The sequence below is a fragment of the Acuticoccus kalidii genome, from assembly GCF_021556395.1.
Taxonomy (GTDB): Bacteria; Pseudomonadota; Alphaproteobacteria; order Rhizobiales; family Amorphaceae; genus Acuticoccus; species Acuticoccus kalidii.
In genome coordinates this window covers 353,218-378,743 of sequence record NZ_JAKGCS010000006.1, presented here as the reverse complement: position 1 = coordinate 378,743, position 25,526 = coordinate 353,218, and the positions used below count along the sequence as shown (strand labels likewise).

21 protein-coding genes are annotated in these 25,526 nt (G+C 68.7%); 17 read left to right on the top strand and 4 right to left on the bottom strand.

Annotated features, from left to right (window positions below; genetic code table 11):
- Window positions 1-67 precede the first annotated feature (67 nt).
- The gene (locus L1787_RS03045) at window positions 68-847 is read left to right on the top strand and encodes an HpcH/HpaI aldolase family protein (protein ID WP_235706996.1); all 780 of its coding nucleotides are present in this window, start codon (window positions 68-70) and stop codon (window positions 845-847) included.
- A 76-nt stretch (window positions 848-923) separates the two neighbouring features.
- On the opposite strand, the gene xylB is transcribed toward L1787_RS03045, so the two are convergent.
- Both xylB and L1787_RS03035 read right to left on the bottom strand, forming a co-directional pair.
- Complete coding sequence (xylB, locus tag L1787_RS03040) at window positions 924-2,363, bottom strand: xylulokinase (RefSeq protein WP_235706993.1); 1,440 nt, start codon at window positions 2,361-2,363, stop codon at window positions 924-926.
- Window positions 2,364-2,568: 205 nt separating this feature from the next.
- Window positions 2,569-4,116: an acetolactate synthase large subunit gene (locus L1787_RS03035; RefSeq protein ID WP_235706992.1), complete on the bottom strand. Its 1,548-nt coding sequence runs from the start codon at window positions 4,114-4,116 to the stop codon at window positions 2,569-2,571.
- 213 nt (window positions 4,117-4,329) lie between these two features.
- Between L1787_RS03035 and L1787_RS03030 the strand changes: the two genes are divergently transcribed.
- The 14 genes from L1787_RS03030 (at window position 4,330) to L1787_RS02965 (ending at window position 21,102) form a co-directional block, all read left to right on the top strand.
- The gene (locus L1787_RS03030) at window positions 4,330-5,172 is read left to right on the top strand and encodes an FAD binding domain-containing protein (protein ID WP_369415051.1); all 843 of its coding nucleotides are present in this window, start codon (window positions 4,330-4,332) and stop codon (window positions 5,170-5,172) included.
- Window positions 5,169-7,955, top strand: a complete 2,787-nt coding sequence (locus tag L1787_RS03025; RefSeq protein WP_235706990.1) for a molybdopterin-dependent oxidoreductase — start codon at window positions 5,169-5,171, stop codon at window positions 7,953-7,955. The genes L1787_RS03030 and L1787_RS03025 overlap by 4 nt, the downstream gene beginning before the upstream one ends.
- A complete protein-coding gene (locus L1787_RS03020) occupies window positions 7,952-9,466 on the top strand; it encodes a 6-hydroxynicotinate reductase (protein WP_235706987.1) in 1,515 nt (504 codons plus the stop codon). Before L1787_RS03025 ends, L1787_RS03020 begins: the two co-directional genes overlap by 4 nt.
- Complete coding sequence (locus L1787_RS03015) at window positions 9,466-10,332, top strand: UPF0280 family protein (RefSeq protein ID WP_235706986.1); 867 nt, start codon at window positions 9,466-9,468, stop codon at window positions 10,330-10,332. The genes L1787_RS03020 and L1787_RS03015 overlap by 1 nt, the downstream gene beginning before the upstream one ends.
- 50 nt (window positions 10,333-10,382) lie before the next feature.
- Window positions 10,383-10,967 (top strand): amino acid synthesis family protein, encoded by a 585-nt coding sequence (locus tag L1787_RS03010; RefSeq protein ID WP_235706985.1) that lies wholly within the window; start codon window positions 10,383-10,385, stop codon window positions 10,965-10,967.
- Window positions 10,968-10,989: 22 nt separating this feature from the next.
- Complete coding sequence (locus L1787_RS03005; RefSeq protein ID WP_235706984.1) at window positions 10,990-12,201, top strand: ABC transporter substrate-binding protein; 1,212 nt, start codon at window positions 10,990-10,992, stop codon at window positions 12,199-12,201.
- A gap of 46 nt (window positions 12,202-12,247) precedes the next feature.
- Window positions 12,248-14,107, top strand: a complete 1,860-nt coding sequence (locus L1787_RS03000; RefSeq protein ID WP_235706983.1) for an ABC transporter permease — start codon at window positions 12,248-12,250, stop codon at window positions 14,105-14,107.
- Window positions 14,104-14,874, top strand: a complete 771-nt coding sequence (locus tag L1787_RS02995; RefSeq protein ID WP_235706982.1) for an ABC transporter ATP-binding protein — start codon at window positions 14,104-14,106, stop codon at window positions 14,872-14,874. The genes L1787_RS03000 and L1787_RS02995 overlap by 4 nt, the downstream gene beginning before the upstream one ends.
- Window positions 14,867-15,568: an ABC transporter ATP-binding protein gene (locus L1787_RS02990; RefSeq protein ID WP_235706981.1), complete on the top strand. Its 702-nt coding sequence runs from the start codon at window positions 14,867-14,869 to the stop codon at window positions 15,566-15,568. Before L1787_RS02995 ends, L1787_RS02990 begins: the two co-directional genes overlap by 8 nt.
- Window positions 15,565-15,987 (top strand): MarR family winged helix-turn-helix transcriptional regulator, encoded by a 423-nt coding sequence (locus tag L1787_RS02985; protein ID WP_235706980.1) that lies wholly within the window; start codon window positions 15,565-15,567, stop codon window positions 15,985-15,987. Before L1787_RS02990 ends, L1787_RS02985 begins: the two co-directional genes overlap by 4 nt.
- Before the next feature lie 176 nt (window positions 15,988-16,163).
- The gene (locus tag L1787_RS02980; RefSeq protein ID WP_235706979.1) at window positions 16,164-17,663 is read left to right on the top strand and encodes a phosphomannomutase/phosphoglucomutase; all 1,500 of its coding nucleotides are present in this window, start codon (window positions 16,164-16,166) and stop codon (window positions 17,661-17,663) included.
- A 352-nt stretch (window positions 17,664-18,015) separates the two neighbouring features.
- Window positions 18,016-19,377: a leucyl aminopeptidase family protein gene (locus tag L1787_RS02975; RefSeq protein WP_235706978.1), complete on the top strand. Its 1,362-nt coding sequence runs from the start codon at window positions 18,016-18,018 to the stop codon at window positions 19,375-19,377.
- Window positions 19,374-20,225 carry a C40 family peptidase gene (locus tag L1787_RS02970; RefSeq protein ID WP_235706977.1) on the top strand — a complete coding sequence of 284 codons (852 nt, stop codon included), beginning with the start codon at window positions 19,374-19,376 and terminating at the stop codon, window positions 20,223-20,225. Before L1787_RS02975 ends, L1787_RS02970 begins: the two co-directional genes overlap by 4 nt.
- Window positions 20,226-20,304: 79 nt before the next feature.
- Window positions 20,305-21,102 (top strand): enoyl-CoA hydratase/isomerase family protein, encoded by a 798-nt coding sequence (locus tag L1787_RS02965; RefSeq protein WP_235706976.1) that lies wholly within the window; start codon window positions 20,305-20,307, stop codon window positions 21,100-21,102.
- Window positions 21,103-21,167: 65 nt separating this feature from the next.
- On the opposite strand, the gene L1787_RS02960 is transcribed toward L1787_RS02965, so the two are convergent.
- On the bottom strand, window positions 21,168-21,470 hold the full coding sequence (locus L1787_RS02960; protein WP_235706975.1) for a YjiS-like domain-containing protein: 303 nt from the start codon (window positions 21,468-21,470) through the stop codon (window positions 21,168-21,170).
- Window positions 21,471-21,603: 133 nt separating this feature from the next.
- Between L1787_RS02960 and L1787_RS02955 the strand changes: the two genes are divergently transcribed.
- A complete protein-coding gene (locus tag L1787_RS02955; protein WP_235706974.1) occupies window positions 21,604-22,476 on the top strand; it encodes a LysR substrate-binding domain-containing protein in 873 nt (290 codons plus the stop codon).
- 161 nt (window positions 22,477-22,637) lie between these two features.
- Complete coding sequence (gene recJ, locus L1787_RS02950; RefSeq protein ID WP_235706973.1) at window positions 22,638-24,389, top strand: single-stranded-DNA-specific exonuclease RecJ; 1,752 nt, start codon at window positions 22,638-22,640, stop codon at window positions 24,387-24,389.
- On the opposite strand, the gene L1787_RS02945 is transcribed toward recJ, so the two are convergent.
- Window positions 24,386-25,507, bottom strand: a complete 1,122-nt coding sequence (locus L1787_RS02945; protein WP_235706972.1) for an amidase family protein — start codon at window positions 25,505-25,507, stop codon at window positions 24,386-24,388. The two genes, recJ and L1787_RS02945, sit on opposite strands and share 4 nt — an antisense overlap.
- Window positions 25,508-25,526 lie beyond the last annotated feature (19 nt).

The window sequence follows — 25,526 nt, the reverse complement described above, 5'->3', positions numbered from 1 at the left end:
GTCCGCGCAAACGTCGTCGCGATCGGGTATCACGGGGAAAACAAGACCCGATGATGAGGAAACCCCGATGATCAAGAACGCCGTCAAACACCACTGGTCGGAGGGGCAACAGGCGCTGAATGCTTGGCTGTCGATCGGCAACACCTTCACCGCCGAGATCATGGCCGAACAAGGCTATGACAGCGTTACGATCGATCTTCAGCACGGCGCGCTCGACTATATGGTCGCCCTGCCGATGATCCAGGCGATGCGCGCGAGCGGCGTGGTCCCCATCGTGCGCGTGCCGTGGAACGAGCCGGGCATCATCATGAAGGCGCTCGACGCCGGCGCCTACGGGATCATCTGCCCGATGGTCAATTCGCGGACGGAGGCCGAGGCGCTCGTCTCGGCGATGCGGTATCCGCCGCACGGGCTGCGCAGCTACGGCCCGACGCGCGTCGCCTTCGCCGCCGGGGCGAATTATGGCGCGGAGGCGAACGACGAGATCCTTGCCTTCGCGATGATCGAGACCGCCGAGGCGATGGCCAATCTCACGGAGATCGTGACGACGCCCGGTCTCGACGCCGTCTATGTCGGCCCGTCGGATCTTTCGATCGGCATCACCAACGGCCGCCTCCCCGCCGGCCTCGACCGGGAGGAGGCCGAGATCGTCGCCGCGATCAAGACCATCCTTGACGCCGCGCACAAGGCCGGCATCAAGGCCGCGATCCACTGCGCGAGCCCCGAATACGCCATCCGCGCCCTCGAATGGGGCTATGACATGGTGACGGTCGGGAGCGACGCCCGCCTTCTCGCGTCGGCGGCGCAGGCGAGCGTCGCCAAGGTCCGGCAGCGCCTCGGCGGCTGATCATCCGCCCCGGCCGGCGCCCCTCCGCGAGACCCGCGGCGTGCGAACAAGGGCGCGGCAGGCCCGGCCGGCGGGCTTATGACAGATCTTTCAGCGCCCGGTAGGTGGCGCGATAGCGCGCGTGCGCCTCGTCGAAGGCGCGCGTCAGCGTCCGGTCCGGCTCGATGGTCCGCGCGATGACCGGCGGGGTCGCGATCTCGGCGCCCGCCCCGCTCGCGGCCATCAGGCCGAGCCGCGCCGCACCGAAGGCGGCGCCATAGTCGCCGGCGCCCGGTATGTCGATCGGAACGCCGAGCGAGGTCGCCATCGCCTCCAGCCAATAGGTCGAGCGGCTTCCCCCACCCACCGCGACGAGACGGTCGACCGTGGTGCCGGCCGCGGCGAGCGCATCGCGGCAATCGCGCACGGCGTGGACGACCCCTTCGAGGACCGCGCGGGTTCCGGCATCGGTGTCGCTCTCGTGGGCGAGGCCGATGAGGGCGCCGCGTACCGCCGCATCGTTGATCGGCGTCCGCTCGCCGCCGAGATAGGGCAGGAACAACGCCCGTCCCGGCGCTTGCAACGCACCGAGCCGGCCCGTGAGATCGGCCGCGCCCTCGCCGACGAACCGCGCATACCAGTTGAGCGCATCGGTCGCGGCGAGGATGACGCCCATCTGGTGCCAGGTCTCGGGAAGCGCGTGACAGAAGGTGTGCACCGCCGTTTCAGGCGCGGGGTTGTAGCCCGGCGCGGCGGCGAAGAGGACGCCCGAGGTGCCGAGCGACAGGAACGCTTCGCCGGGCCGCACGACGCCCATGCCGATGGCGGCGCCCGCATTGTCCCCGGCCCCGCCGGCGACCGGCGTTCCGGGCCGCAAGCCGAACCGGCCGGCGATATCGGCGCGCAGCCCGCCCGAAACTGCCGGCCCCTCCACGATGCGCGGCATATGGCCGGTGTCGAGGGCGCACAGCTCCAAGAGATCGTCCGACCAGGTCCGCCCGCCGACATCGAGCCAGCTCGTGCCGGACGCGTCGGACGGGTCGGTCACCGTTTCGCCGGTGAGCCAGAGGCGCAGATAATCCTTCGGCAGAAGCACCATCGCGACGCGCTCGAAAAGCTCCGGCTCGTGACGGCGCACCCAGTTGAGCTTCGGGGCGGTGAAGCCTGGAAACACGATATTGCCGGAGACCTCGCGATAGCCGGTCGTCGCATCGAGCGTCACCGCCTCGTCGGCGGCGCGCGTGTCGTTCCACAGGATCGCCGGGCGCAGAACCTCGTGCGCGGCGTCGAGGAGCGTCGCGCCGTGCATCTGGCCGGACAGGCCGATGCCGCGCACGGCGTCGAGCGGCGCCTTCGCGGCGAGGGCGGCCAGCGCCTCGGTCGCGGCGCGAATCCAATCTTGGGGATCCTGTTCGGACCAGGCGGGATGCGGGCGCGATACGACGAGCGGCGCCGTCGCCTCCGCCACCAGGGTCTGCGTCTCGTCGATCAGGACCGCCTTGAGGCCGGACGTTCCGAGGTCGATACCGATATACATGGGTCAGGCTACTTGTCTCGGGTTCTTTCCGCCGGCGATCATGGACAGGATCGCCGCTCGGGTCACGCCTCCGCTCGCCGCGCTCCCGCGGGCGATGGGGATGTGGAGGCGCTACGGGACGGGGTGACGAGCGGCGCGCATCACGCCGGCCGCCGTCTCATTCCGGTCCGGGCCGGGCCGGGCGAAGCCGCGCCGCGCCGCCGCCTCAATCGTCCACCATCGCCTCGATGAGGAAGGGGCCCGGCTCCTTGGTCGCGTCGGCGATGGTCCGGCAGAGTTCGGCCGCGTCCTCGACGCGCTTCGCCGGCACGCCCATCCCGCGTGCGAGCGCCACGAAATCGAGCGCCGGCCGGTCGATTTCCAGCATATCGAGCGCGCCGCGGCCGGGATTGGCGCCGACTTTATAGAGCTCCTGCTTCAGGACCTCGTAGGAGCGGTTGGCGAAGATGACCGTCGTCACGTTCAGGTTTTCCCGCGCCTGGGTCCACAGGGCCTGGATCGTGTACATCGACGAGCCGTCCGCCTGGAGCGCCACCACCGGGCGATCCGGGCAGGCGACCGCCGCCCCCGTCGCGAGCGGCGGGCCGATGCCGATCGAGCCGCCGGTGATCGCGATCCAGCTCATCGGCGCCGACCCGGTGGTCGCGGCGTAGATCCCACGGCCGACGGTGATCCCCTCATCGGCAACGATCGCCCCCTCCGGCAGCGCGGCGGCGACGGCGGCGGCGAGCGCCTCGTAGGTGATGGAGCCGGCCTTGGGCGGGATCGGCCGCGGCGCGTCGACGATCACGGGACGCGAGACGCCGAGACGATCGGCGAGCGCGCGGATCGCCGCCACGCCGTCCTCTTCCGAGGTCGCGAGGGTGAGCCGGCGCGCCGCCTCCGGCAGGAGAACGCTCGGCTTGTCGGGATAGGCGAAGAAGGCGACGGGCTCCGGCGCGCCGATCAGAATGACATTGCGGTAGGGCCGAAGCTGTTCGAGCGCGAGATCGACCGCATAAAAGAGCTTGTCGACCCGCGGACGTCCCGCCCCGCGCTCGATCCGGCGATTGGAGGTCGGCGAGAGGAGTTTCGCCCCCGTCTTGTCGGCGATGGCGGACAGGAGGCCGGTCAGCGCCGGATCCTCGAGCGCAGCGCCGCTGAAATAGATCAACGTCGGCTCGCCGCTTTCAAGCATCGCGATCGCCGCGTCGAGCGCCGCGGGATCATACGCCGCAAGCGGCTCGGGCTCCACCGGAGCGGCGACCACGCCACCCTCGTTCCAGCCGGTATCGGAGGGCGCGAGAAGCGTTGCGATCCGGCCCGGACCGCTCATCGCCGCCGCGACCGCCTCGGCACCGTCACGCCCGATCGTCTCGGCGGTCGTCGCGGTGCGCACCCAGTCGCTGAACGGCGCGACCGCGCCTTCGAGATCGGCCGTCAGCGGGGCGTTATATTTGAGGTGATAGGTCGCGTGATCGCCGACCAGATTGATCATCGGCGTCCGCGCCTTCTTGGCGTTGTGGACGTTCGCCGCGCCGTTCGCGAAACCGGGCGCGAGATGGAGCAGCGTGACCGCCGGCACCTTCGCCATGCGCGCATACCCGTCCGCCGCGCCGGTGACGACGCCCTCGAAGAGGCCGAGAATGCAGCGCATCGATCCGGTCCGATCGAGCGCGTCGACGAACTGCATTTCCGAGGTTCCGGGATTGGCGAAGCAGACGGAGACGCCCGCTCCATGGAGGGTGCGGACCAAACTTTCGGCGCCGTTCATCGGATCTCCTTAAGGGGCCTTCGCACGCCGGCGGGGACCGGCCGCGTGCGGCAGGCCGTCCTCATGACGGTCCCGCCACGATCGTGACCGGCGCATCATGGCGTCGAATCGGCTCCGCGCGAAGCCCCTTTTCTCGGGCACGAGGAGACGATTGACGAGATGGAAGGTCACGGCATATCGTTTGCATACGAACGATCTAGCGGAGACCTGATCGTGACGTATGTGACGCCCCTCACGCTCGAAGACGCGCTCGACGCCTTGCAGCGCCTCGGCCCGGCCTCGATCCTCGCCGGCGGGACCGACGTCTTTCCCGCGCTCGGCGAGCGCGCGCCCGATCGCCCCATTGTCGATATCACCCGCACCGAAGGCTTGCGCGGGATCGCCTCTGGTCCCGACGGTTGGCGGATCGGAGCGACGACGACCTGGACCGACCTTCTCGCCGCCCCCCTTCCCGCCGCGTTCGACGGGGTGAAGGCGGCCGCGCGCGAGGTCGGCTCGGTGCAGATCCAGAACACGGGGACCGTCGCCGGCAACCTGTGCAACGCCTCGCCCGCGGCCGACGGCGTGCCGGCCTTCATGGCGCTCGGCGCGTCGGTGGAGATCGCCTCCGATCACGGCCGGCGCGTCCTCGCGCTCGACGAGTTCATCACCGGCCCGCGCCGTACGGCATTGCGGCCGGGCGAGATCGTCACCGCCGTGCTCGTCCCGCCGCAGGGGGAGGCGCTCGGCGGTTTTCTGAAGCTCGGCGCGCGGCGCTATCTCGTCATCTCGATCGCGATGGTGTCGGCCGTCGTCCGCGCCGAAGGCGGGCGCGTCGCAGCGGCGCGTGTCGCGGTCGGCGCATGCTCCCCCGTCGCGGTGCGCCTGCCGGCGCTCGAGGCGGCCCTCCTCGGCACGCCGGTCGCGGCGATGGCGGACCGCGTGGAGCCGGCTCATCTTCGGCCGCTCGCGCCGATCGACGATCTACGCGGCTCCGCCGAATATCGCAGCGACGCGGCGCGAACGCTTCTGAAGCGCCTCCTCCTCTCACTCTCGAAACCACAAGAGTTGCAATGACCGACACGGCCGTCACCCTCCCCCATCCGGACGCGACGGCCGACCAGCCGGTCCGCTTTACCCTCAATGGCGATCCCGTCGCCGTCGCGGCCCGTCCGGGGCTGCGGCTGTCCGAGGCGCTGCGGGAGCGGCTCGACGCGCGGGACGTGAAGATCGGTTGCAATGCGGGCGATTGCGGCGCCTGTTCCGTGCTCCTCGACGGCGAGGTGGTGTGCGCCTGCCTCGTCGCCACGCATCAGGCCGAGGGCCGGCGGGTCGAGACGCTGACCGGCCTGTCGCGGACGCCGCCAATGCAGCGCCTCGCGGAGGCCTTTCTCGCCCATGGCGCGGCCCAATGCGGCATCTGCACGCCGGGGATGATGGTCTGCGCCCACGCGCTCCTCGCGCGCCGTGCCGCCCCCAGCGAGGCGGAAGTGATGGATGCGCTCGGCGGCGTTCTGTGCCGCTGCACCGGCTATCGCAAGATCATCGACGCCGTTCTCGATGTCGGCGCCGCGGCGACGGGGCCCGGCACCGGCGGGATCGGAGGGATCGGCGACAGCGTCGTGCGGATCGACGGCCGGCCGAAGGTCGACGGGACGGAGCGCTTCGGCGACGATGTCGCGCCGGCGGACAGTCTCGTCCTGCGCGTCGTGCGCAGCCCCCATGCCCGCGCGCGCTTCACGCTCGGCGATCTCGACGGCTTCGTGCGCGAGCGGCCGGGCCTCGTCATGGCGCTGACGGCGAAGGACGTGCCGGGGACGAACATTTTCGGCGTCATCCCGCCTTTCGCCGACCAGCCGGTCTTCGCCGAGAGCGAGGTTCGCCATCGCGGCGAGGCGGTGGCGGCGATCGTCGGCGAGGCGGAGGCGATGGCGCGGCTCGATCTCGACGCGATCCCCATCGCATGGGAGCCTTTGCCGGCGCTCCAGTCCGTCGCCGACGCCCGTGTCGACGGCGCGCCGATGCTCCACCCCGGACGCGCCGGAAACGTGATGTGCCGGGGGCTCGTCCAGCGGGGCGACGCCGACGACGCGCTCACCAAGGCCGACATCGTGGTCGAGGGGCGGTTCCGCTCCGGTTTCGTCGAGCACGCTTATATCGAGCCGGAAGCCGGCTATGCGGTTCGGGTGGGCGACCGGGTCGAGGTCCATGCCTGCACCCAGGCCCCGGTGATGGACCAGGAAGGCGTCGCCGCGATCCTCGGCGTCTCGCTCGGCAGAGTGCGCGTGGTGCCGACGGCGGTCGGCGGCGGCTTCGGCTCGAAGCTCGATTTGTCGGTCCAGCCCTTTCTCGCGATCGCCGCCATGCGCTGCGACCGTCCCGTGCGGATGACCTATAGCCGTACCGAATCGATGCAATCGACCACCAAGCGCCATCCCTCCGACATCCGCGCCAAGGTCGGCGCGACGAAAGACGGGCTGATCTGCGGCTTCGTCTTCGACGGCGATTTCGACACCGGCGCCTATGCGAGCTGGGGGCCGACGGTCGCGAACCGGGTGCCCGTCCACGCATCCGGCCCCTACCGCATCGCCGACTATCGCGCCCGCAGCGCCGGGATCCACACCAACAACCCGCCATCGGGCGCGTTTCGCGGCTTCGGCGTCCCGCAATCGGCGATCGCGCAGGAGGTCCTGTTCGAGGATCTCGCCGAACGGCTCGGGCTCGACCCGTTGGAGTTCCGCCACAAGAACGCCTTGGCCAACGGCGTGCCCACGGTGTGCGGCCAGGTCTTCGAGCAGGGCGTCGGCATCCGCGCCTGCTTCGACGCGCTGCGTCCCCATTTCGCGATCGCCCGCGAGGCGGCGGCCGCCTTCAACCGGGAGGCGGCGGCGTCCGGCGACACGCGCCGGCGCGGGGCCGGCCTCGCCGCGGGCTGGTATGGCTGCGGCAACACCTCGATGGCGAACCCGTCCACCATCAAGGCCGGCGTGACGCCGGACGGGCGGATCGTCCTCCACCAGGGCGCGATGGATATCGGCCAGGGCGCGAACACGGTGATCGCGCAGATCTTCGCGGCGGCGCTCGGTGTGCCGCTCGCCGCGGTCTCGATCGTCGGGCCGGATACGGACGTGACGCCCGACGCCGGGAAGACCTCCGCCTCCCGCCAGACATTCATTTCCGGCAACGCCGCGCGGCTCGCGGGTGCCGCCTTGCGGGGTGCACTGCTGCGCCAGGCCAATGCCGGCGACGATGCGACGATCGAAACCGGTCCGGAGGGGCTCGCGGTCGTCGATGGCGCGGTGCGCCGCCCGCTCGATCTTTCCACCCTCGAAGCCGGCGGCGAAGGCTACGCGCTCCTCGTCGCCGAGAGCTACGATCCGCCGACCGCCCCGCTCGACGAGAATGGCCAGGGCGCGCCCTATGCGGTCTACGGCTATGCCGCGCATCTGTGCGAGCTCGAGGTCGATGTCGAGCTCGGCACCGTCCGCCTTCTGCGCTTCACCGCGGCGCACGATGTCGGGCGGGCGATCAATCCGCTTCTCGTCGAGGGGCAGGTCGAGGGCGGCATCGCGCAAGGGGCGGGCATGGCGCTGATGGAGGCCTACCTGCCCGGCCGCACCGAGAACCTGCACGACTATCTGATCCCCACGATCGGCGACATGCCGCCCGTCACCACCCTCATCGTCGAGGAGGCCGACGCGCACGGCCCCTATGGCGCGAAGGGTCTCGGCGAGCACGTCCTCATCCCGACCGCCCCCGCGATCCTCAACGCCATCCGGCACGCGACGGGCGCCCGCATCACCCAAGTTCCGGCGACGCCCGACCGTGTGCGCGCCGCAATCCTGGAGGCAAGGCCATGACGAGTGTTGCACCGGCCGACAAGATCCGCTGCGACGCCTGCCCGGTCCTGTGCTACATCGCCGACGGGCGCACCGGCGCTTGCGACCGCTATGCCAACCACGCCGGCAATCTCGTCCGGCTCGATCCGCTCACCATCCTCGAGGCGAACGCCCGCGACGGCGGCAAGCTCGTCCCCTTCCTCGATGGCGGGGGCGAGGACTGGGACGGCGATCTTCTCCTCAAGGACCGGCCGTTCGTCACCGCCGTCGGCGCGGGAACGACCTATCCGGACTATAAGCCCGCGCCCTTCATCATCAGCCAGCCGCTCCGCGGGGCCGATGTCGTCACCGTCGTGACCGAGGGGATCTTCTCCTATTGCGGCGTGAAGGTGAAAATCGACACGGATCGCCATATCGGCGAAGAACGCGCTATCGTGCGTGTCGACGGCGAGGCCATCGGACACGTGATGACGTCGGAGTACGGCTCGCGGATGCTGTCGCTCGGCGGCGTCGACCATCTGACCGGCGGCTCGAAGAAAGAGGGCCGCGTCACCTGCGCGGCGCTTCTCGCACTGTGCAACCGGGAGGCGGTGGAAATGACCATCGATGACGGCGCACACTTGATCGTCCAGGCGGGGAAGCCCCCGATCATCAACGGCGTCACGGAGGCGCGGATGCGCGTCGGTTGCGGGTCGGCGACCATCGGCATGTTCGCCACGCAATGGCTCGACCATGCGGACGAGGTCGTCGTGGTGGACGACCACATCACCGGCGTGCTGTCGGAACATCAGGCCGGCAAGCTCCTCGACATGAAGCCGACCGGCATCAAGATCAAAGGCCGCAAGTCGACGCCCGGCCGCTATTTCCAGGTCGCCGACCCCGGCACGTCCTGGGGCGGCACGAACATCGAGGATCCCCGCGAGATCCTCGGGCCGTTCGATCCGAAAGTGGCCTGGACCGGCCTCCGCCTCCTCATGGTCTCCACCACCGGGGAGCAATTCGCCTATTTCATTCTCGACGACGATCTCGTCCCGCAGCCGGCGCCGATGACGCCGGCCCTCGACGCGGTCGTCGACCGCATCGCGGAGAATTGCGAGCCGGCGACGTGCTCGGTGCTCTTCATGGGCGGCGCGGGCGGATCGCTGCGCGCCGGCGTCACCGAAAATCCCGTCGCCCTCACCCGCTCGGTGCGCGATGCGCTCACCTCCGTCACCATCGGCGGGGCGAAGGCCTATGTCTGGCCCGGCGGCGGCATCACGGTGATGGCCGACATTCTCGACATGCCGGAAAATGCGTTCGGCTACGTGCCGACCCCTGCCCTCGTCGCCCCGATCGAGTTTACGATGACGAAGGACGACTATGCCGCTCTCGGCGGCCATGTCGAAGAGATCCGCACGTTGAGCGATGTCCTCGCCAAGGGCACCCATGCGGGCCTTCGCCATGTCCCCCGCGGCGGCGCCACCGACGCGCCGGACGCAGACGGCGCGCCCGATATGGACGACACGACGCCGAAGAGCGGGGAGGCAGCCTAATGACCAGCAGTGGACCATCGGCCGCCATCCTACCGGATGGACGGCTCCACCTTCAGCACGGCCCGATCGATCTTGTGATCAGCGCCGACGGACCGACGGAGGCGGTCGATGTCGGCTTTCGGGCCGCCGCCGGCCGGTTCGTGTCCGTCCTCAACGAACTCGTCGACGAGCTCGCCGTGCTGCGCCGGCCGGTCGATCCCGACAGCGCGATGAGCGGGCTCATCGCCTCGCGCATGGTGCGCGCGGTCGCACCGCACTCGCACCACACCTTCATCACCCCGATGGCCGCCGTCGCCGGCGCCGTCGCCGACGAAATTCTCGACGTGATGACCGCATCGGCGCCGCTGACGCGCGCCTTCGTCAACAATGGCGGTGACATCGCGGTGCACCTCACCATGCCGGAGATCGCGCACGTCCGCCTCGTCGGCGCCGACAACACCGATCTCGGCAGCGTCACCCTCGGCGGCAGCGACGCGATCGGCGGGATCGCGACGTCGGGCCGCGAGGGGCGCAGCCTGTCGCTCGGCATCGCCGACAGCGTCACGGTGCTCGCCGCCGGCGCGGCGGAGGCGGACGCCGCCTCCACGCTCCTCGCCAACGCGGTCGACCTTCCCGATCATCCGTCGATCACCCGCGTCCCGGCCGAGACGCTCGACCCCGACAGCGATCTCGGCTCCCGCCTCGTCACCACCGGGTGCGGCAGACTGACCCGCGAAGAAAAATACCTCGCGGTTTCGGCCGGCATTCGCGCCGCTGAGGAGATGCTGTCCAACAAACTCATTTTCGGCGCTGCATTTTTCTTGCAAGGCCACGCAAGAACTGTAGGCAACTTTAACCGCATCGAAAGCGGTTCCTCCGATGCGTAACCCCGCATGAGGTCGATGACAGGTTCCGCCGCGGCCCACGAGGAGGTCCGATGACCGCCGACATCCGCAAGATCGCGCTGTTTCTGGACGAGACCTATCGCGAGATGGGCCGCGCCATCGACCCGCCGACCCGCCGCGCGGCGGCCGTCGCGGTGATCGCGAACCCCTTCGCCGGCCGCTACGAAGACGACCTCTCGGCATTGATCGAAATCGGCGCCCAACTCGGCGGGCTGCTCGGCAAGCGCTGCATCGATGCACTCGGCATCGCGCCCGACGCGGCCGAAAGCTACGGCAAGGCCGCGATGGTCGGCGAGGACGGCGAACTCGAGCACGCGGCCGCGATCCTCCACCCCAAGCTCGGCGCCCCGCTGCGCGCCGAGGTGGGCGGCGGCAAGGCGCTCGTTCCCTCCTCCAAGAAGATGGGCGGCCCCGGCCAGGTGCTCGACATTCCGCTCGGACACAAGGACGCCGCCTATGTCCGCTCCCATTTCGACGGCATGGAGGTGCGCCTCAACGATGCGCCGCGTGCCGGAGAGATCCTGGTCGCCGTCGCGGTGACGGCATCCGGGCGTCCGCTCGCGCGAGTCGGTGGACTCGCCAAGAATGAAATCAAAGGCGAAGACGGCCTTCGCTGACCTGCCTCAAAGAGGAGAACCTATGCTGACCCGTCGCGAACTTCAGATGGCGCTCGCTGCTGCGATCATCGCTGCGCCGTTCGCAGGGGGCGCTGCCCACGCGCAGGACCCCATCAAGATCGGCGAGATGAACTCCTATACGCGCATGGCCGCCTTCACCGAGCCCTATCGCAAGGGCTGGGAGCTGGCGCTCGAGGAGATCAACGCCAATGGCGGGATCAACGGCCGTCCGCTCGAAATCATCTCCCGTGACGACACGGGCGATCCGGCCGCCGCGATCCGCATCGCCGAAGAGCTCGTCAATCGCGACGAGGTGGTCATGCTGTTCGGCGGCTTCCTGTCGAATATCGGCCTCGCCCTCGCCGACTTCGCCAACCAGAACCAGATCTTCTATCTCGCCTCCGAGCCGCTGACGGACGCGATCGTCTGGTCGAACGGCAACAAATACACCTATCGCCTGCGTCCCTCGAACTGGATGCAGACCGGAATGCTCGCCGCCGAGGCCGCCAAGCTCGACGCCACCAAATGGGCGACGATCGCGCCGAATTACGCCTACGGCACCGACGCCGTCGCGGCGTTCAAGGAGCAGCTCAAGGCGCTGAAGCCGGACGTCGAGTTCGTCGAGGAGCAATGGCCGACCCTCTTCAAGATCGACGCCGGTTCCACCGTGCGCGCGCTGGAGCAATCCAAGCCCGATGCGATCTTCAACGTCACCTTCGGCGGCGACCTCGCGAAGTTCGTGCGTGAAGGCTCGATCCGCGGCCTGTTCGACGATCGGCCCGTCGTGAGCCTCCTGTCGGGCGAACCGGAATATCTCGACCCGCTCGGCGACGAGGCGCCGGAAGGCTGGATCGTCACCGGCTATCCGGGTCTCGCGGTCAACACGCCCGAGCACGACGCGTTCGAGACGGCCTATGTCGACAAGTGGGGCGAAGCGCCGAAGACGGGCTCCGTCGTCGGCTACAACTCGATGATGACCATCAAGACGCTCCTCGAGCAGACCCCTTCGCTCGAAACGGACGACCTCCTCGCGACGATGAGCGGTCTCGAGGTCGACAGCCCGACCGGGCCCTTCTTCTACCGCCCGGCCGATCACCAGGCCACGATGGGCGCCTATGTCGGCAAGACCGGCATGGTCGACGGCAAGCCCGGCATGGTCGATTGGGTCTATGCCGACGGCGCCGACTTCCTCCCCTCGGAGGAAGACGCCGCCAAGATGCGGCCGGCGGAATAAATCGCAGACGGGGCGCGGCTTGCCGCGCCCCTGACGCGAGCGCGCCATGGGATTTTATTTCGCACAGTTTCTGACGGGGCTGGCCAACGCCTCCTCGCTGTTTCTGATCGCGTCCGGCCTGTCGATCATTTTCGGCGTCACCCGGATCGTGAACTTCGCCCACGGCTCGCTCTACATGCTGGGCGCCTATTTCGCCTACACGCTGATCACCACGCTCGACGCCGGCGGCTTCGGCTTCTGGACGGGCGTGATCCTCGCGGCCCTCATCGTCGCCGTCATCGGCGCGGTGATCGAGATCCTCGTCCTGCGCCGGATCTATCGCGCGCCGGAGCTCTTCCAGCTCGTCGCGACCTTCGGCGTCCTCCTCATCATCCAGGACGTCACGCTCGCGATCTGGGGCGCCGAGGACCTGCTCGGCCCGCGCGCGCCGGGCCTGTCGCGCGCCGTTCGCATTTTCGGCGAGCCGATCCCGGAATACGACATCGCCCTCATCATCATCGGCCCGGTGGTGCTCGGCCTCATCTGGCTCCTCTTCAGCCGCACGCGCTGGGGCGTTTTGGTCCGCGCCGCGACACAGGACCGCGAGATGGTCGGCGCGCTCGGCGTCAATCAGCGCTGGCTGTTCACGAGCGCCTTCATGGTCGGCGCCTTCCTCGCCGGACTGGGTGGCGCGCTGCAGGTGCCGCGTGAATCCGTCTCCCTCCTGATGGACCTTTCGATCATCGGCGAGGCGTTCGTCGTGGTCGTGATCGGCGGCATGGGTTCGGTGACGGGCGCGTTCGTCGCCGCCGTCATCATCTCCGTCCTCAATGCGTTCGGCGTGCTGGTCTTCCCGCAGATCTCGCTGGTGCTGCCCTTCCTCGTAATGGCGGTCGTCCTCATCGTGCGGCCTTACGGCCTCTTCGGCACCGCCGCCTCCGCCCACGGCCCGCCGACCGTGCCGGAAGCGCCGATGAAGCCGATGTCGATCGCCGGCATCGCGGTCGTGGCGGCGGCGGTCGCGCTCGTCGCCCTCCTGCCGCGGCTCGATGACGGCTTCATCCTCGTCCTCATGATCGACGTGTTGATCGCGATGCTGTTCGCCGCGAGCCTTCATTTCCTGATGGGTGTCGGCGGCATGGTCTCCTTCGGACATGCCGCCTATTTCGGCCTCGGGGCCTATGCCGCCGCGCTCGCCGTCAAGGCGCTCGGCCTGCCGATGCTCGCGGCGATGGCGTTCGGCCCGCTCGTCGCGGCCTTGGGGGCGATGATCTTCGGCTGGTTCTGCGTGCGCCTGTCCGGCGTCTATCTCGCGATGCTGACGCTCGCGGCGGCACAGATCCTGTGGGGCGTCACCTTCCAGTGGCAGAGCGTCACCGGCGGCGATGACGGGATCCTCGGCGTGTGGCCGGCACGATGGGCCTCCTCCAAGCCCGCCTTCTTCTACCTCGCGCTGGTCCTCTCGGTCGCCGGGCTCGTCCTCATCCGGCATCTCGCCCACTCGCCGTTCGGCTATGTCCTGCGCGGCGGCCGCGATTCGCCGATCCGCACCGAGGCGATCGGCATCGATCTGCGGGCGCACCAGTGGCTCGGCTTCATCCTCGCCGGCGCGTTCGCCGGTCTCGCGGGTGTCCTCTTCGCCTTTTCCAAGGGCTCGGTCTTCCCCGACGCGTTGTCGATCGGCCAGTCGATCGACGGGCTCATCATGGTGCTGCTCGGCGGCGTCCAGGCGCTCATCGGGCCGATCTTCGGCGCCTCGGCCTTCGTCCTCCTCGAAGATTATATCAGCCGGCTCGATTATTGGCGGGCGATCCTCGGGGGCGTCATCCTCGTCATCGTTCTCGCAGCGCCGAACGGTATCGCGGGCGGACTGTCGGGCCTGTGGCAGCTCGTCCGCGGCGGACGCAAGACGGGGGAGCGGGCATGAGTGTCCTGTCCGTCTCCAACCTGTCCAAGAGCTTCGGCGGTGTCGATGCCGTGCGCGACGTCTCCTTTGCGCTCGGCGCGGCGGAGTTCCTCGCCCTCATCGGCCCCAACGGAGCGGGGAAGACGACCTGCTTCAACATGCTGAACGGCTATATCCGCCCGGATCGCGGCTCGGTGACGCTCGAAGGGGTCGAGCTCGTCGGCCGAAAGCCGCGCGCCGTCTGGCGCATGGGCGTCGGTCGCACCTTTCAGATCACGCAGACCTTCCCGTCGATGACGGTGCGCGAGAACGTCCAGATGGCGCTGATCTCGCACCATCGCCGCACGCTCAACATGACCCGCCGCGCGACCCGTCTCTATGCCGAGGAAGCCGACACGCTCCTCGCCCGCGTCGGCATGGCGGAGGAGGCCGCGCGGCCCTGCGCCGAACTCGCTTATGGCGACCTCAAGCGGCTCGAACTCGCGATCGCCCTCGCCCACCGGCCGAAGGTGCTGTTGATGGACGAGCCGACCGCCGGCATGGCGCCCAGCGAACGCATCGCCCTGATGGCGTTGACGGGCGAGATCATCAAATCCGAAGGCGTCAGCGTCCTCTTCACCGAGCACGACATGGACGTCGTCTTCACCCACGCCCACCGCATCCTCGTCCTCAATCGCGGCACCCTGATCGCCGAGGGGACGGGGCCGGAAATCCGCGCCAATCCGATGGTGCAGGAGGTCTATCTCGGCGGCGGCACGGTCTTCAAAGGCGAGGCGAACGATGCTTGAGGTCGCCGCCCTCAACACCTTCTACGGTCAGGCGCATATTCTGACCGACATCGCCCTCACCGTCGGCGGCAACGAGGTCGTCGCCCTTCTCGGCCGCAACGGCGCCGGCAAGTCGACGACGATCAAGTCGATCATGGGTCTCGTCCGCCCGCGCTCGGGCAGCATCGTCTATGACGGAGAGGAGATCCTCGGCGCGCCGGCCTTCCGGGTGTGCCGGCTCGGCATCGGTTACGTGCCGGAGGAGCGGCGCATCTTCACCGAGCTGACGGTGGAGGAAAATCTCGAAGTCGGCCGCCGGCCCGCGCGCGAGAACGCGCCGGAATGGACGGTGGAGCGCCTCTTCCACCTCTTTCCGAACCTTGCCGAGCGGCGTCGCCAGGCGGGCGGGCGTCTGTCCGGCGGCGAGCAGCAGATGCTGACGATCGCCCGCACCTTGATGGGCAATCCCCGCCTCGTCCTCCTCGACGAACCGTCGGAGGGCATCGCGCCGCTCATCGTGGAGCAGATGGCGCGGGTGATCGCCGAGATGAAGCGCGAGGGGCTCGCGGTCCTGATCTCGGAACAGAACCTCCATTTCTCGCGCCTCGTTTCCGATCGCGCGGTGATCATCGAGAAAGGCGCCGTCCGCTTCGCCGGCACGTTCGCCGACCTCGATGCCGATCCCGAAATCGCGAAGACGACGCTCGCGATATGACCGCGTCGGGCGACTACATTCTCGACGATCAGATCGGCTATCTGATGCGTCTTGCGAGCCAGCGGCACACGGCGATCTTCCAGGAGCGGATTGCCGAGGGGCTGACGCCGCCGCAATTCACCGTCCTCATCCGCCTCGCGGAGGGTGGGCCAACCTCGCAAAATCAGCTCGGCCGCCTCGCCGGTCTCGACAATGCCACCGTGAAGGGGGTCGTCGACCGTCTGAAGACGAAGGGTCTCATCACGCTGTCGGTCGACGAGAAGGACAGCCGTCGGCGCGTGATCGACCTGTCCGAACACGGCCGTGCCCTCGTCCCCGAGCTTTGCCGGCGCGGCCATTCGATCACCGAGGAGACGCTGGAGCCGCTGACCGCGCGCGAGCGCGAGCAGCTCCTCCGGCTCCTCCGCAAGCTCGTTTGAGCCGGTGCGCGTGTTGAACCTTAGATTTCGGCGAGCGGCGCCCTAAATCGCTCGCTTATCGGATTATATTGCGCGGCCCCTCCCGCTTCGGGCAGCAGGCGCGCATCGTGTGATCTTTGCTCGACCGCACAAACGCGATAGCTACATGATGTGGTCGTACTGTCGGAGCCAGCCTGATGTTCCCTAAGCCTCACCCCCAGCTGACGCCAAACACGTACGCGTACGAGTCGCAGCCGATGGTCAAACCCACCGGATTTCGCGAGTACGATGCGCGCTGGCTGTTCGGCAAAGAGCTCAATCTCATGGGGGTCCAAGCGCTCGGCATGGGCATCGGCACCCTGCTCGGCGAGATGGGCAAACCCCGCGAAGTCGTGACGGGTCACGACTTCCGCTCCTACTCCTCCTCCATCAAGACCGCCCTCATCCAGGGCATGATGGCGTCGGGCTGCAAGGTCTACGATATCGGCCTCGCGGTGACGCCGATGGCCTATTACGCCCAGTTCGCGCTCGACGTGCCGGCCGTCGCCATGGTCACGGCGAGCCACAACGAGAACGGCTGGACCGGCGTGAAGATGGGCGCCGACCGCCCGCGCACCTTCGGGCCGGACGAGATGGGCCGGCTCAAGGAGATCACCCTCGCCGCCGCGTTCGACCTGTCGGGCGGTGGCGGCTACGAATTCGTCGACGACTTCCCCCGCCGCTACATGAACGATCTCGTCGAGGGGCGGCACGTCAACCGCAAGCTCAAGATCGTCTGCGCCTGCGGCAACGGCACGGCGGGCGCCTTCGCCCCGCACGTCCTCGAGCGCCTCGGCGTCGACGTGATCCCGCTCGACACCGAGCTCGACCACACCTTCCCGCGCTACAATCCGAACCCGGAAGACATGAAGATGCTTCATGCCATCCGCGATGCGGTGCTCGAAAACGGCGCCGATGTCGGCTTCGGCTTCGACGGTGACGGCGACCGCTGCGGCGTGATCGACGAGAAAGGCGGCGAGATCTTCGCCGATATCGTCGGCCTGATGATCGCGCGCGACCTGTCCAAGATCACGAAAGACGCGCAATTCGTCGTCGACGTGAAGTCGACCGGCCTCTTCATGACCGACCCGGTCCTCAAGCAGAACGGCGCCAAGACGGACTATTACAAGACCGGCCATTCCTACATCAAACGCCGCGTCAACGACCTCAACGCCGTCGCCGGCTTCGAGAAATCCGGCCATTTCTTCTTCAACGAGCCGATCGGTCGCGGCTATGACGACGGCCTCGTCTCGGCGATCGCCATCCTCGAGATGCTCGACCGCAACCCGGACCGCTCGATGAGCGACCTTCGCGGCGACCTCCAGAAGACCTGGCAGACGCCGACCATGAGCCCGCATTGCGATGACGAGCTGAAGTATGGCGTCATCGACCGCGTGGTGAAGCGCTTCGAGGACATGGAAAAGCAGGGCGAGATGGTCGCCGGCCAGAAGATCAAAGAGCTGATCACCGTGAACGGCGTCCGCGTCGTCGCCGAAGACGGCACCTGGGGCCTCGTCCGCGCCTCCTCCAACAAGCCGGAGCTCGTCGTCGTCGTCGAAAGCCCGACGTCGGAGGCGGCGATGCGGGAGATGTTCAAGGCGGTCGACGGCGTGCTTCGCGAAAACAGCGAAGTCGGCGATTACAATCAGTCCATCTGAAACATCCCAACCGTCTTTGGTCACCGAACGTTAAGGCTAGCACGACAAACGATTTGGCGAGGTCGCAACGGCGCACGACGTTAACTCGGCACAAAGGTGAGCCAGTGAGTTTCGCTCGTGATGAAACCGCCGGACGAGGGTCGCGAGAACGCCATGGGCAAAGGGGCCAACATCCAAACGCGGCATCGCGGTGCCAAGGCACCGCGAGCCGAAACGATGACGGAGCTGCCGATGGTGGCCGCTCTTCTCGTCATGGCCGTCGTCGTCGCCGTCATGGCGGCCGGCGGTCCCGTCCTGGAGATGCTCTCCGGGTTGGACACTGCATTCCTGCGCTGATCGAAGGAGCCCGGTCATGATCGTCGGTCGTCACGAGGTCGACAGGTCGACGCCGGCCCACGCCGTCACCAAAGCCAATGCGGCGAACTTCATCGCCCGGCTGTCCTCCGAACATGCGACATTCGCCCGTGCCATGGGCTTCGACGGCGCCCCGGGCGACGTTCTCGCCCTCCCCGATGGAGCCGGCCGCCTCTCCATGGTGCTGATCGGTGTCGGCGACGGGTCCGACCCGTTCGCGAGCGCCGCCCTCTCGCGCTTTCCCGAAGGCGCCTTCGTGCTCGGCGAAGGCTGGAGCGACCACACCGCCAGCGCGCTCGGTTTCCTCCTCTCACTCTATCGCTTCGAAAATTACGCCACCGGCAAGAAGCGCGCCCCGCGCCTGGTCTCCCCCGACGGGGTGGACGTGGTCGACGTGCGGCGCATCGCCGACGCGATCTATCTGACGCGCGATCTCATCAACACGCCGGCCAACGATCTCGGCCCCGCCGAACTCGCCGACGCCGCGCAGGCGCTCGGCCGCAAATACGGCGCCCACATCGCCATCACCGACGGCGAGGCCCTCGAGAACGGCTTTCCGATGATCGCCGCCGTCGGCGCCGCCTCGCCGCGCCCGCCCCTCCTCATCGACATGACCTGGGGGAGCGAGGACGCACCGAAGCTCACGCTCGTCGGCAAGGGTGTGGTGTTCGACACCGGCGGCCTCAATATCAAGCCGGATCGCGCGATGTCCCTCATGAAGAAGGACATGGGCGGCGCGGCCCAGGCGCTCGGCCTCGCGACGATGATCATGGACGCGAACCTTCCGGTGCGGCTGCGCGTCCTCATCGGCGCGGCGGAAAACGCGATCGGCGGTGCCGCCTTCCGGCCGGGCGACGTCTTGCGCTCGCGCAAGGGCCTCACCGTCGAGATCGGCAACACCGATGCGGAGGGCCGCCTCGTCCTCGCCGACGCCTTGGCACTCGCCGACCAGGAACGCCCCGACCTTCTCATCGATTTCGCGACCCTCACCGGCGCGGCGCGCGTCGCCCTTGGGCCGGACCTTCCCGCCCTCTTCACCCGCGACGATGTCGTCGCCGAAGAGGTGCGCCTCGCGGGCGAGGACGTTCACGATCCGGTTTGGCGCCTGCCGCTCTGGCCGCGCTATGAAAAGTGGCTGAAGTCGCCGATCGCCGACATCAATCACATCTCGTCCCAGCCCTTCGCGGGATCGATCACCGCCGCCCTCTTCCTCCACCGCTTCGTGGAGCAGGCGCGCGCCTACGTTCATTTCGACGTCTATTCCTGGAACGCCGAGGAACGGCCGGGCCGACCGAAAGGCGGCGAGGCACAGGCGATCCGCGCGCTCTATCACTGGCTCGGCGTTCGCTACAGAGGATGAAGCTCGACACCCGCCGCAACGCGGTGCGCGACGATCTCGCCGATGTCCGCCTCGAAGACGCCGTGAAGGCCCCGCGCTACGCAACGCCGACCGTCGCCCGCATCGCCGTCCCGATCACCGCCTGCCGTCGCCGTCCGAGAGGCGATGCGCCGCTCGACACCGAATTTTTGTTCGGCGAGCCGGTCGACGTGTTCGATCGCGCCGACGGCTGGGCCTGGGTACAGAGCGGCGTCGACGGTTATGTCGGCTATGTCCGCGAGGAGGCGCTCGCCGGCCCCGGCGCACCGACGCACCGCGTCTCGGCCCCGCTGGCGCTCGTCTTCCCCTCCCCATCCATCAAGGTGCCGCCTTCGATGCGGCTGCCGATGGGCGCATGGATCGAAACGAGCGGCGAGGACCGCACCGGCGGCGAGCACTTCCACGCCCTCGCCGATGGTGGTTACATCCTCGACCAACATGTCTCGCGCGGGCCGCTCGCCGCCGATTGGGTCTCGATCGCCGAGATCTTCGTCGGCGCGCCCTATTATTTCGGCGGCAAATCGTGGGACGGGATCGACTGCTCTGGCCTCGTCCAGATCGCGCTTCAGGCGGCCGGGCAGACCGCGCCGCGCGATTCCGACATGCAGGAGGCCGAACTCGGCGCCCCGCTGCCGCTCGATCCGGCGGGCCTCGTGCGTGGCGATCTCGTATTCTGGAAGGGCCATGTCGGCATCATGCTCGATGAAGAGCGCCTGCTGCACGCCAACGGCTTCCATATGATGACGGCGGTGGAACGGCTCGCCGATACGATCGCGCGGCTTCGATCGAAGGGGCTTCCGCCGACCATGATGCGCCGGGTGGTCGCTTGACCCTTGCGTTCGACCGCAAGCGGCCTGTACCTCACGCGACGCGCGATAAAAAAGGGGAAGCCCAGTGACGGCGTCTGACATGGAAGAACGCGACGAGATTCCCCGCGTCGTCATCGCCCAGGAGGGCGAGGTCGCGGTCGTCACCCTGTCCAATCCCGCCCGCCGCAACGCGATCAGCGTCGGCATGTGGCAGGAGCTCGAAGCCTTCGCCCTCGCGATCACCAACGATCCGGACGTGCGCGTCGTCATCTTCCAGGGCGACGGAGACGTGTTCTCCGCCGGGGCCGATATCACGGGCTTCGAAGAGGCGCGCGCCGATCGCGACGCCGCCCGCCTTTATGACGACCAGCTCGAACTCGCATGCGCCGCGATCGAGGCGATTCGCCAGCCGACGATCGCGCGGCTCGCGGGGCCGGTCGTCGGCGCGGGCGCGGCGCTCGCCCTGTCGTGCGACCTTCGCCTCGCCTCCGAGGATGCGTTTTTCATGGTTCCGGCGGCGCGTCTCGGGCTCGGCTACGACCCGCGCGGGGTCGCCCGCCTCGTGCGCGGCGTCGGGATGGCGACGGCGCGGTGGATCCTTTTGACGGCGGGGCGGCTGCCGGTGCAGCGCGCCTTCGTGACCGGCGCGGTGCACGAGATCCTGCCGGAGGACGAACTCGACGATGCAGTGGAGCGGCTCGCCGCACGCCTCGCGGAGAATGCGCCATTGACCCTCGCGGCGGCGAAGGTAGCGCTGAGGGCGGCCGAGCAGGGGGCGGTTTCGGACCTGTTCGAGGAGGCCAAGCGCCTCGTCGATGTCGCCGACATGAGCGACGACTATATCGAAGGCCGGGCGGCCTTCATCGAGAAACGGCCACCGCACTTCGAGGGTCGTTGAACCCCACGTCCCGAGCTGGCCCGGAGGGACGTTCGTGCGATGGCCGATTGCTGGTTTGTCATGTGTCAGCGGGTGCGACGCGTGATCCAACCTTCCGACGCGCGACGCTTACGGGCGCGCTCCTGCACTTCGTGCGCAGCGTTCCGCTCGATCGGGAGATAAGACCCCCAGGTCACTTCGTCGCGCGTCACGCCGATATCGTCCAGCAAGGACTGATCGAGCGTCAAAAGGTGGTTGAAAGCGGCCCGACGGGCACGCACCCGGCGGCGTTCACGCACCTTGTCGCGAAGCCAGGTCAACACCACACTCACCGGACGCGGTTCGCTCTCTCCGGCCCACCGCGTTGGCGTCACATCATTCACGGCCATCTTTCTTCTCCATCACCGCATTGACGATGACGGGTAGATGGGACACATCTAATGGTCAGTCGAACGAATTGTTCTGATCCGACTGATCACAGAATGTGAACATTCGGACGGGGCCGCCGGGAGGGATCCGTCGATGCAGTTGATGTTGGACAGCGAGTTGATCCGCACCTTCGTCGCCATCTGTGACAAAGGCAGCTTTCGCGCCGCCGCCGACGAGGTCCACCGCACGCCCTCGGCCATCTCGATGCAGATGAGCAAGCTCGAAGAGCAGATCGGAACCCCGCTTTTCCTGAAGAATGGCCGATCCGTCGCCCTCACCCCCGCGGGGGAGGAATTGCTCGGCTATGGCCGGCGCATCCTTCAGCTCAACGAGGAGGCGCTCGCCCGGTTTCGCGGCCCGAAGGTCGACGGAAAGGTCCGCTTCGGCGCGCCGGACGATTACGGCACGCGCCTTTTGCCGCGCATCCTCGCCCGCTTCGCCAAGCTCTGCCCGCAAGTCGAGGTCGAGGTCATTCTCGCCCCGACGATCGTCCTCCTCGACCGGCTCGATAAAGGCGAGATCGACATCACCCTCACCACCTCCGACGGCAAGGGCGACGGCGGGCGCGGCGGCGAGATCGTCCACACCGAGCAGCTGATCTGGGTGGGCTGCGCCGGCGGCACCGCGAAATCGCACGACCCGCTGCCGCTCGCCTTGTCCGGGCCGGGCTGCGTCTGGCGACATGCCGCCCTCGACGCGCTGGAGCGCCGCGGGCGCCATCATCGCGTCGCCTTCACCTCCGAGCATTCGCAGGGGCAGATCGCCGCCCTTCGCGCCGACCTCGCCATCGCCCCGCTTCCCGTCAGCCTTCTCGGCCCCGGCCTCGAAGCGATCGGCCCGAGCGACGGGCTTCCCGAACTCGCCACCTACGACGTGCGCCTGTGCATCGGTCGCCGCGCCGAGAATGCGACGAAGACGCTCGCCCAGGAGGTGCGCGACAGCATGCCTGTGATGCTCGCGGCCTGATTTCTCCACAAGCCGTCCATCCACAGGCCCGCAATTGCGGGGACGTTAACGGCTTGCCAACCATGTCGCGATCGGATGAGCCATACTCGTACCGTACCGATCGTGAGTTTGCCGTGGACGCCCCCAACGCCCCACCGCCGGTTCTTGGTGTCTCCCGTTCCGTGACGGGCCGCCGTTGGCTGCGCCGGCTCGACGAGACCGGCGAGCGAACGGCGATGGCGCTCGCCCAGCGCCATGCCCTGCCGGACATCGTCTCGCGCGTCCTCGCCGGGCGTGGCGTGACGCTCGAGAATGCCGAGCACGAGCTCGCCCCGACGCTCCGCGCGCTGCTGCCCGACCCGTCGAGCCTCACCGATTGCGATGCCCTCGTCGCCCGCCTCGCCGATGCGATCGACCGCGGCGAGAGGATCACCCTCTTCGCCGATTATGACGTCGACGGCGCGACGTCGGCCGCCGTCGTCACCCGGACCTTGCGCGGGCTCGGCGCCGACGCGCGTATCGTCATCCCCGACCGCGTCACCGAGGGCTATGGACCGTCGGTGGAGGCGATGGAGCGGCTCGCGGCCGAAGGCACCGACGTGCTCCTGGCGCTCGATTGCGGGGCGGGCGCGATCGAGCCGATCGCCGCCGCCAAGGCGCGCGGCATGACGGTGCTCGTCATCGACCACCATCCGGTGACGACGCTCGCCCCGGCCGATGCCATCGTGAATCCCAACCGGCCGGACGATCTGTCCCGGCTCGGCGCCTGCGCCGCGGTCGGCGTCGCGTTCGTTGTGATGGTCGGTCTCGTGCGCGAGATGCGGCGGCGCGGGCGGTTCGCGGACCGGGCCGAGCCGAACCTCATGAGCCTTCTCGACTGCGTTGCCCTCGGCACGATCGCCGACGTGGTGCCGCTGACGGCGCTCAACCGCGCTTTCGTCATCCGCGGGCTGATCGCGATGCGGCATCGCACCAATCCGGGCCTTGCGGCGCTGATCACCGTGGCGCGCATCGGCGGCCCGGTCGATTCCACTCATCTTGGCTATGTTCTCGGGCCGCGCATCAATGCCGGCGGACGGATCGGCGATTCGGGCCTCGGCGCGAAGCTCCTGACGAGCGACGATCCGGTCGAGACCGAGCGGATCGCCGGGATCCTCGACCAGCTCAACCGTGAGCGGCGCGCCCTCGAACAGCGCGCCCTCCTCGAGGCCGACGCGCACGTCACCGGCGACCCTCCGGTGATCGTCGTCGCCGGGCCATGGCATCCGGGCGTCGTCGGCCTCGTCGCGGCCCGTCTCAAGGAGCGGTATCGCCGCCCGGCCGTCGCGATCGGCGTCGACGGAGAGGTGAGCACTGGGACAGGGTCGGCCCGCTCGATTCCGGGCGTCGATCTCGGCGCCGCGATCCGCGCAGCCGCCGCTGACGGCCTCCTCGTCAAGGGTGGCGGGCACGCGATGGCGGCCGGCCTCACCATCGAGGCGGACAAGATCCCCCTCCTCACCGCCTATCTCACCGATGCGCTCGGCGAGAGCGTCGCGGAAGCCGTCGCGGCCGAGAGCCTGAAGGTCGACGCGATCGCCGCGCCGCTTTCGATCGACGAGACGCTCGCCCGCGCCCTGTCCGAGGCCGGCCCATGGGGCGCGCAGCGGGCAAAGCCGGTGATCGCGCTCGACGGGCTCGTCCTCGACAGTGTCGTGCCGGTCGGCGCTGCCGATTCGCTCCGCCTCGGCTTCTCCTCCCTCCAAGGCGGGCGGCTCGAGGCGATGGCCTTCCGCACCACCGGCCCGATCGGCGACCGATTGAAGCGCGCCCGCGGCGAGGCGCTGCATATCGCCGTCGACGTCTCGCACGGTGTCTTTCGCGGCGTGCCGCGGGCCGAAATCGTGGTGTTGGACATCGCCGACGCCGCCGCGTCGGTGCGGAACGCGGCCTAGGCTTCGGCGAGAAGTTCGAGAACGCGGGCGAGAAGCCATTCGTCCCGCCGATAGGCGCCGATAAACTGAAGCGACAGCCCATTGACCGGCGCCACGACCACCGGAAGCCCGGCGACGCTTGCCGCCAAAGTCAGCCGAATATTGGCGTTGGTGATGGGCTGGCGGACGCCCCGCAGCGTCACCGCCTCGGTATGACGCGGGGCGGGCGCGATGGGCAGCGTCGGGCGAATGCGAATCTCGTTCGGCCCGATCGCCGCGCGCCAGGCCGCACGCGCCGCCGCGACGGCCTCGCGGGCATAGCCGATCTCATCATCCGTGAGGCTTTCGGCATAGCGAAAGGCTTGCGCGACCACGGCCGGAAAACGCTCCGGCGCCGTCTCCCACGCCGAAGCGTGGACGGCGAGCCCTTCCCGGCAGACCAGCGCGGAATGGGCGACCGCCATCGGCTCGTAGGCCGTCGGCACGGCCTTCGGGGCGGAGGCCGGGAGGTGACGCAAGGCGCTCGCGAACGCTGCGACGATTGCCGGATCGGCGATCCGGTCGATGCTGTCATAAGTGAGGCGCGCGGGCGCCTCCTCCGCGTCGCGCCAATCGGTCACGATCATCGGCGCGGCAGAGACCAGGCGCGCCGGATCCGCCGTCATCAGCGCGGGCGTGTCGAACGTTTCGGCGAGGGGGATGATGCCCACCATATCGGATCGGCCGAGGCTGGGCTTGAAGGCGAAGAGATCGCAATAGGCCGCCGGAATGCGCCCGCTGCCGCCGGTGTCGGTGCCGACGCCGATGTCGGCGAGGCCGGCCGCGACGGCGGCCGCCGAACCGCCGCTCGAGCCGCCGACAGCGCGGTCGGCGTCCCGCGGGTTTGCGACCTCGTCGGTCATAGTGCCGTAGCCGGCCGCATCGCTGCGCGTGGTGCCGACGATTGCGTAGGAATGGCGACGGAAGGCCGCGACGATCGCGGCGTCCGCCTCGGCCCGGCGGCCTTCATAGACCGCGAGGCCCGCCGTCTGTAGTCGCCCGCGAACGGCGATCATGTCCTTGACGGCGACGCGGGGCCCCTCCCCCGGCGCGTCGACACGATCGACGAATGCGTTGAATGGATCGAGCGGGGCGATCATGGATCAATCGCCCCGCAAT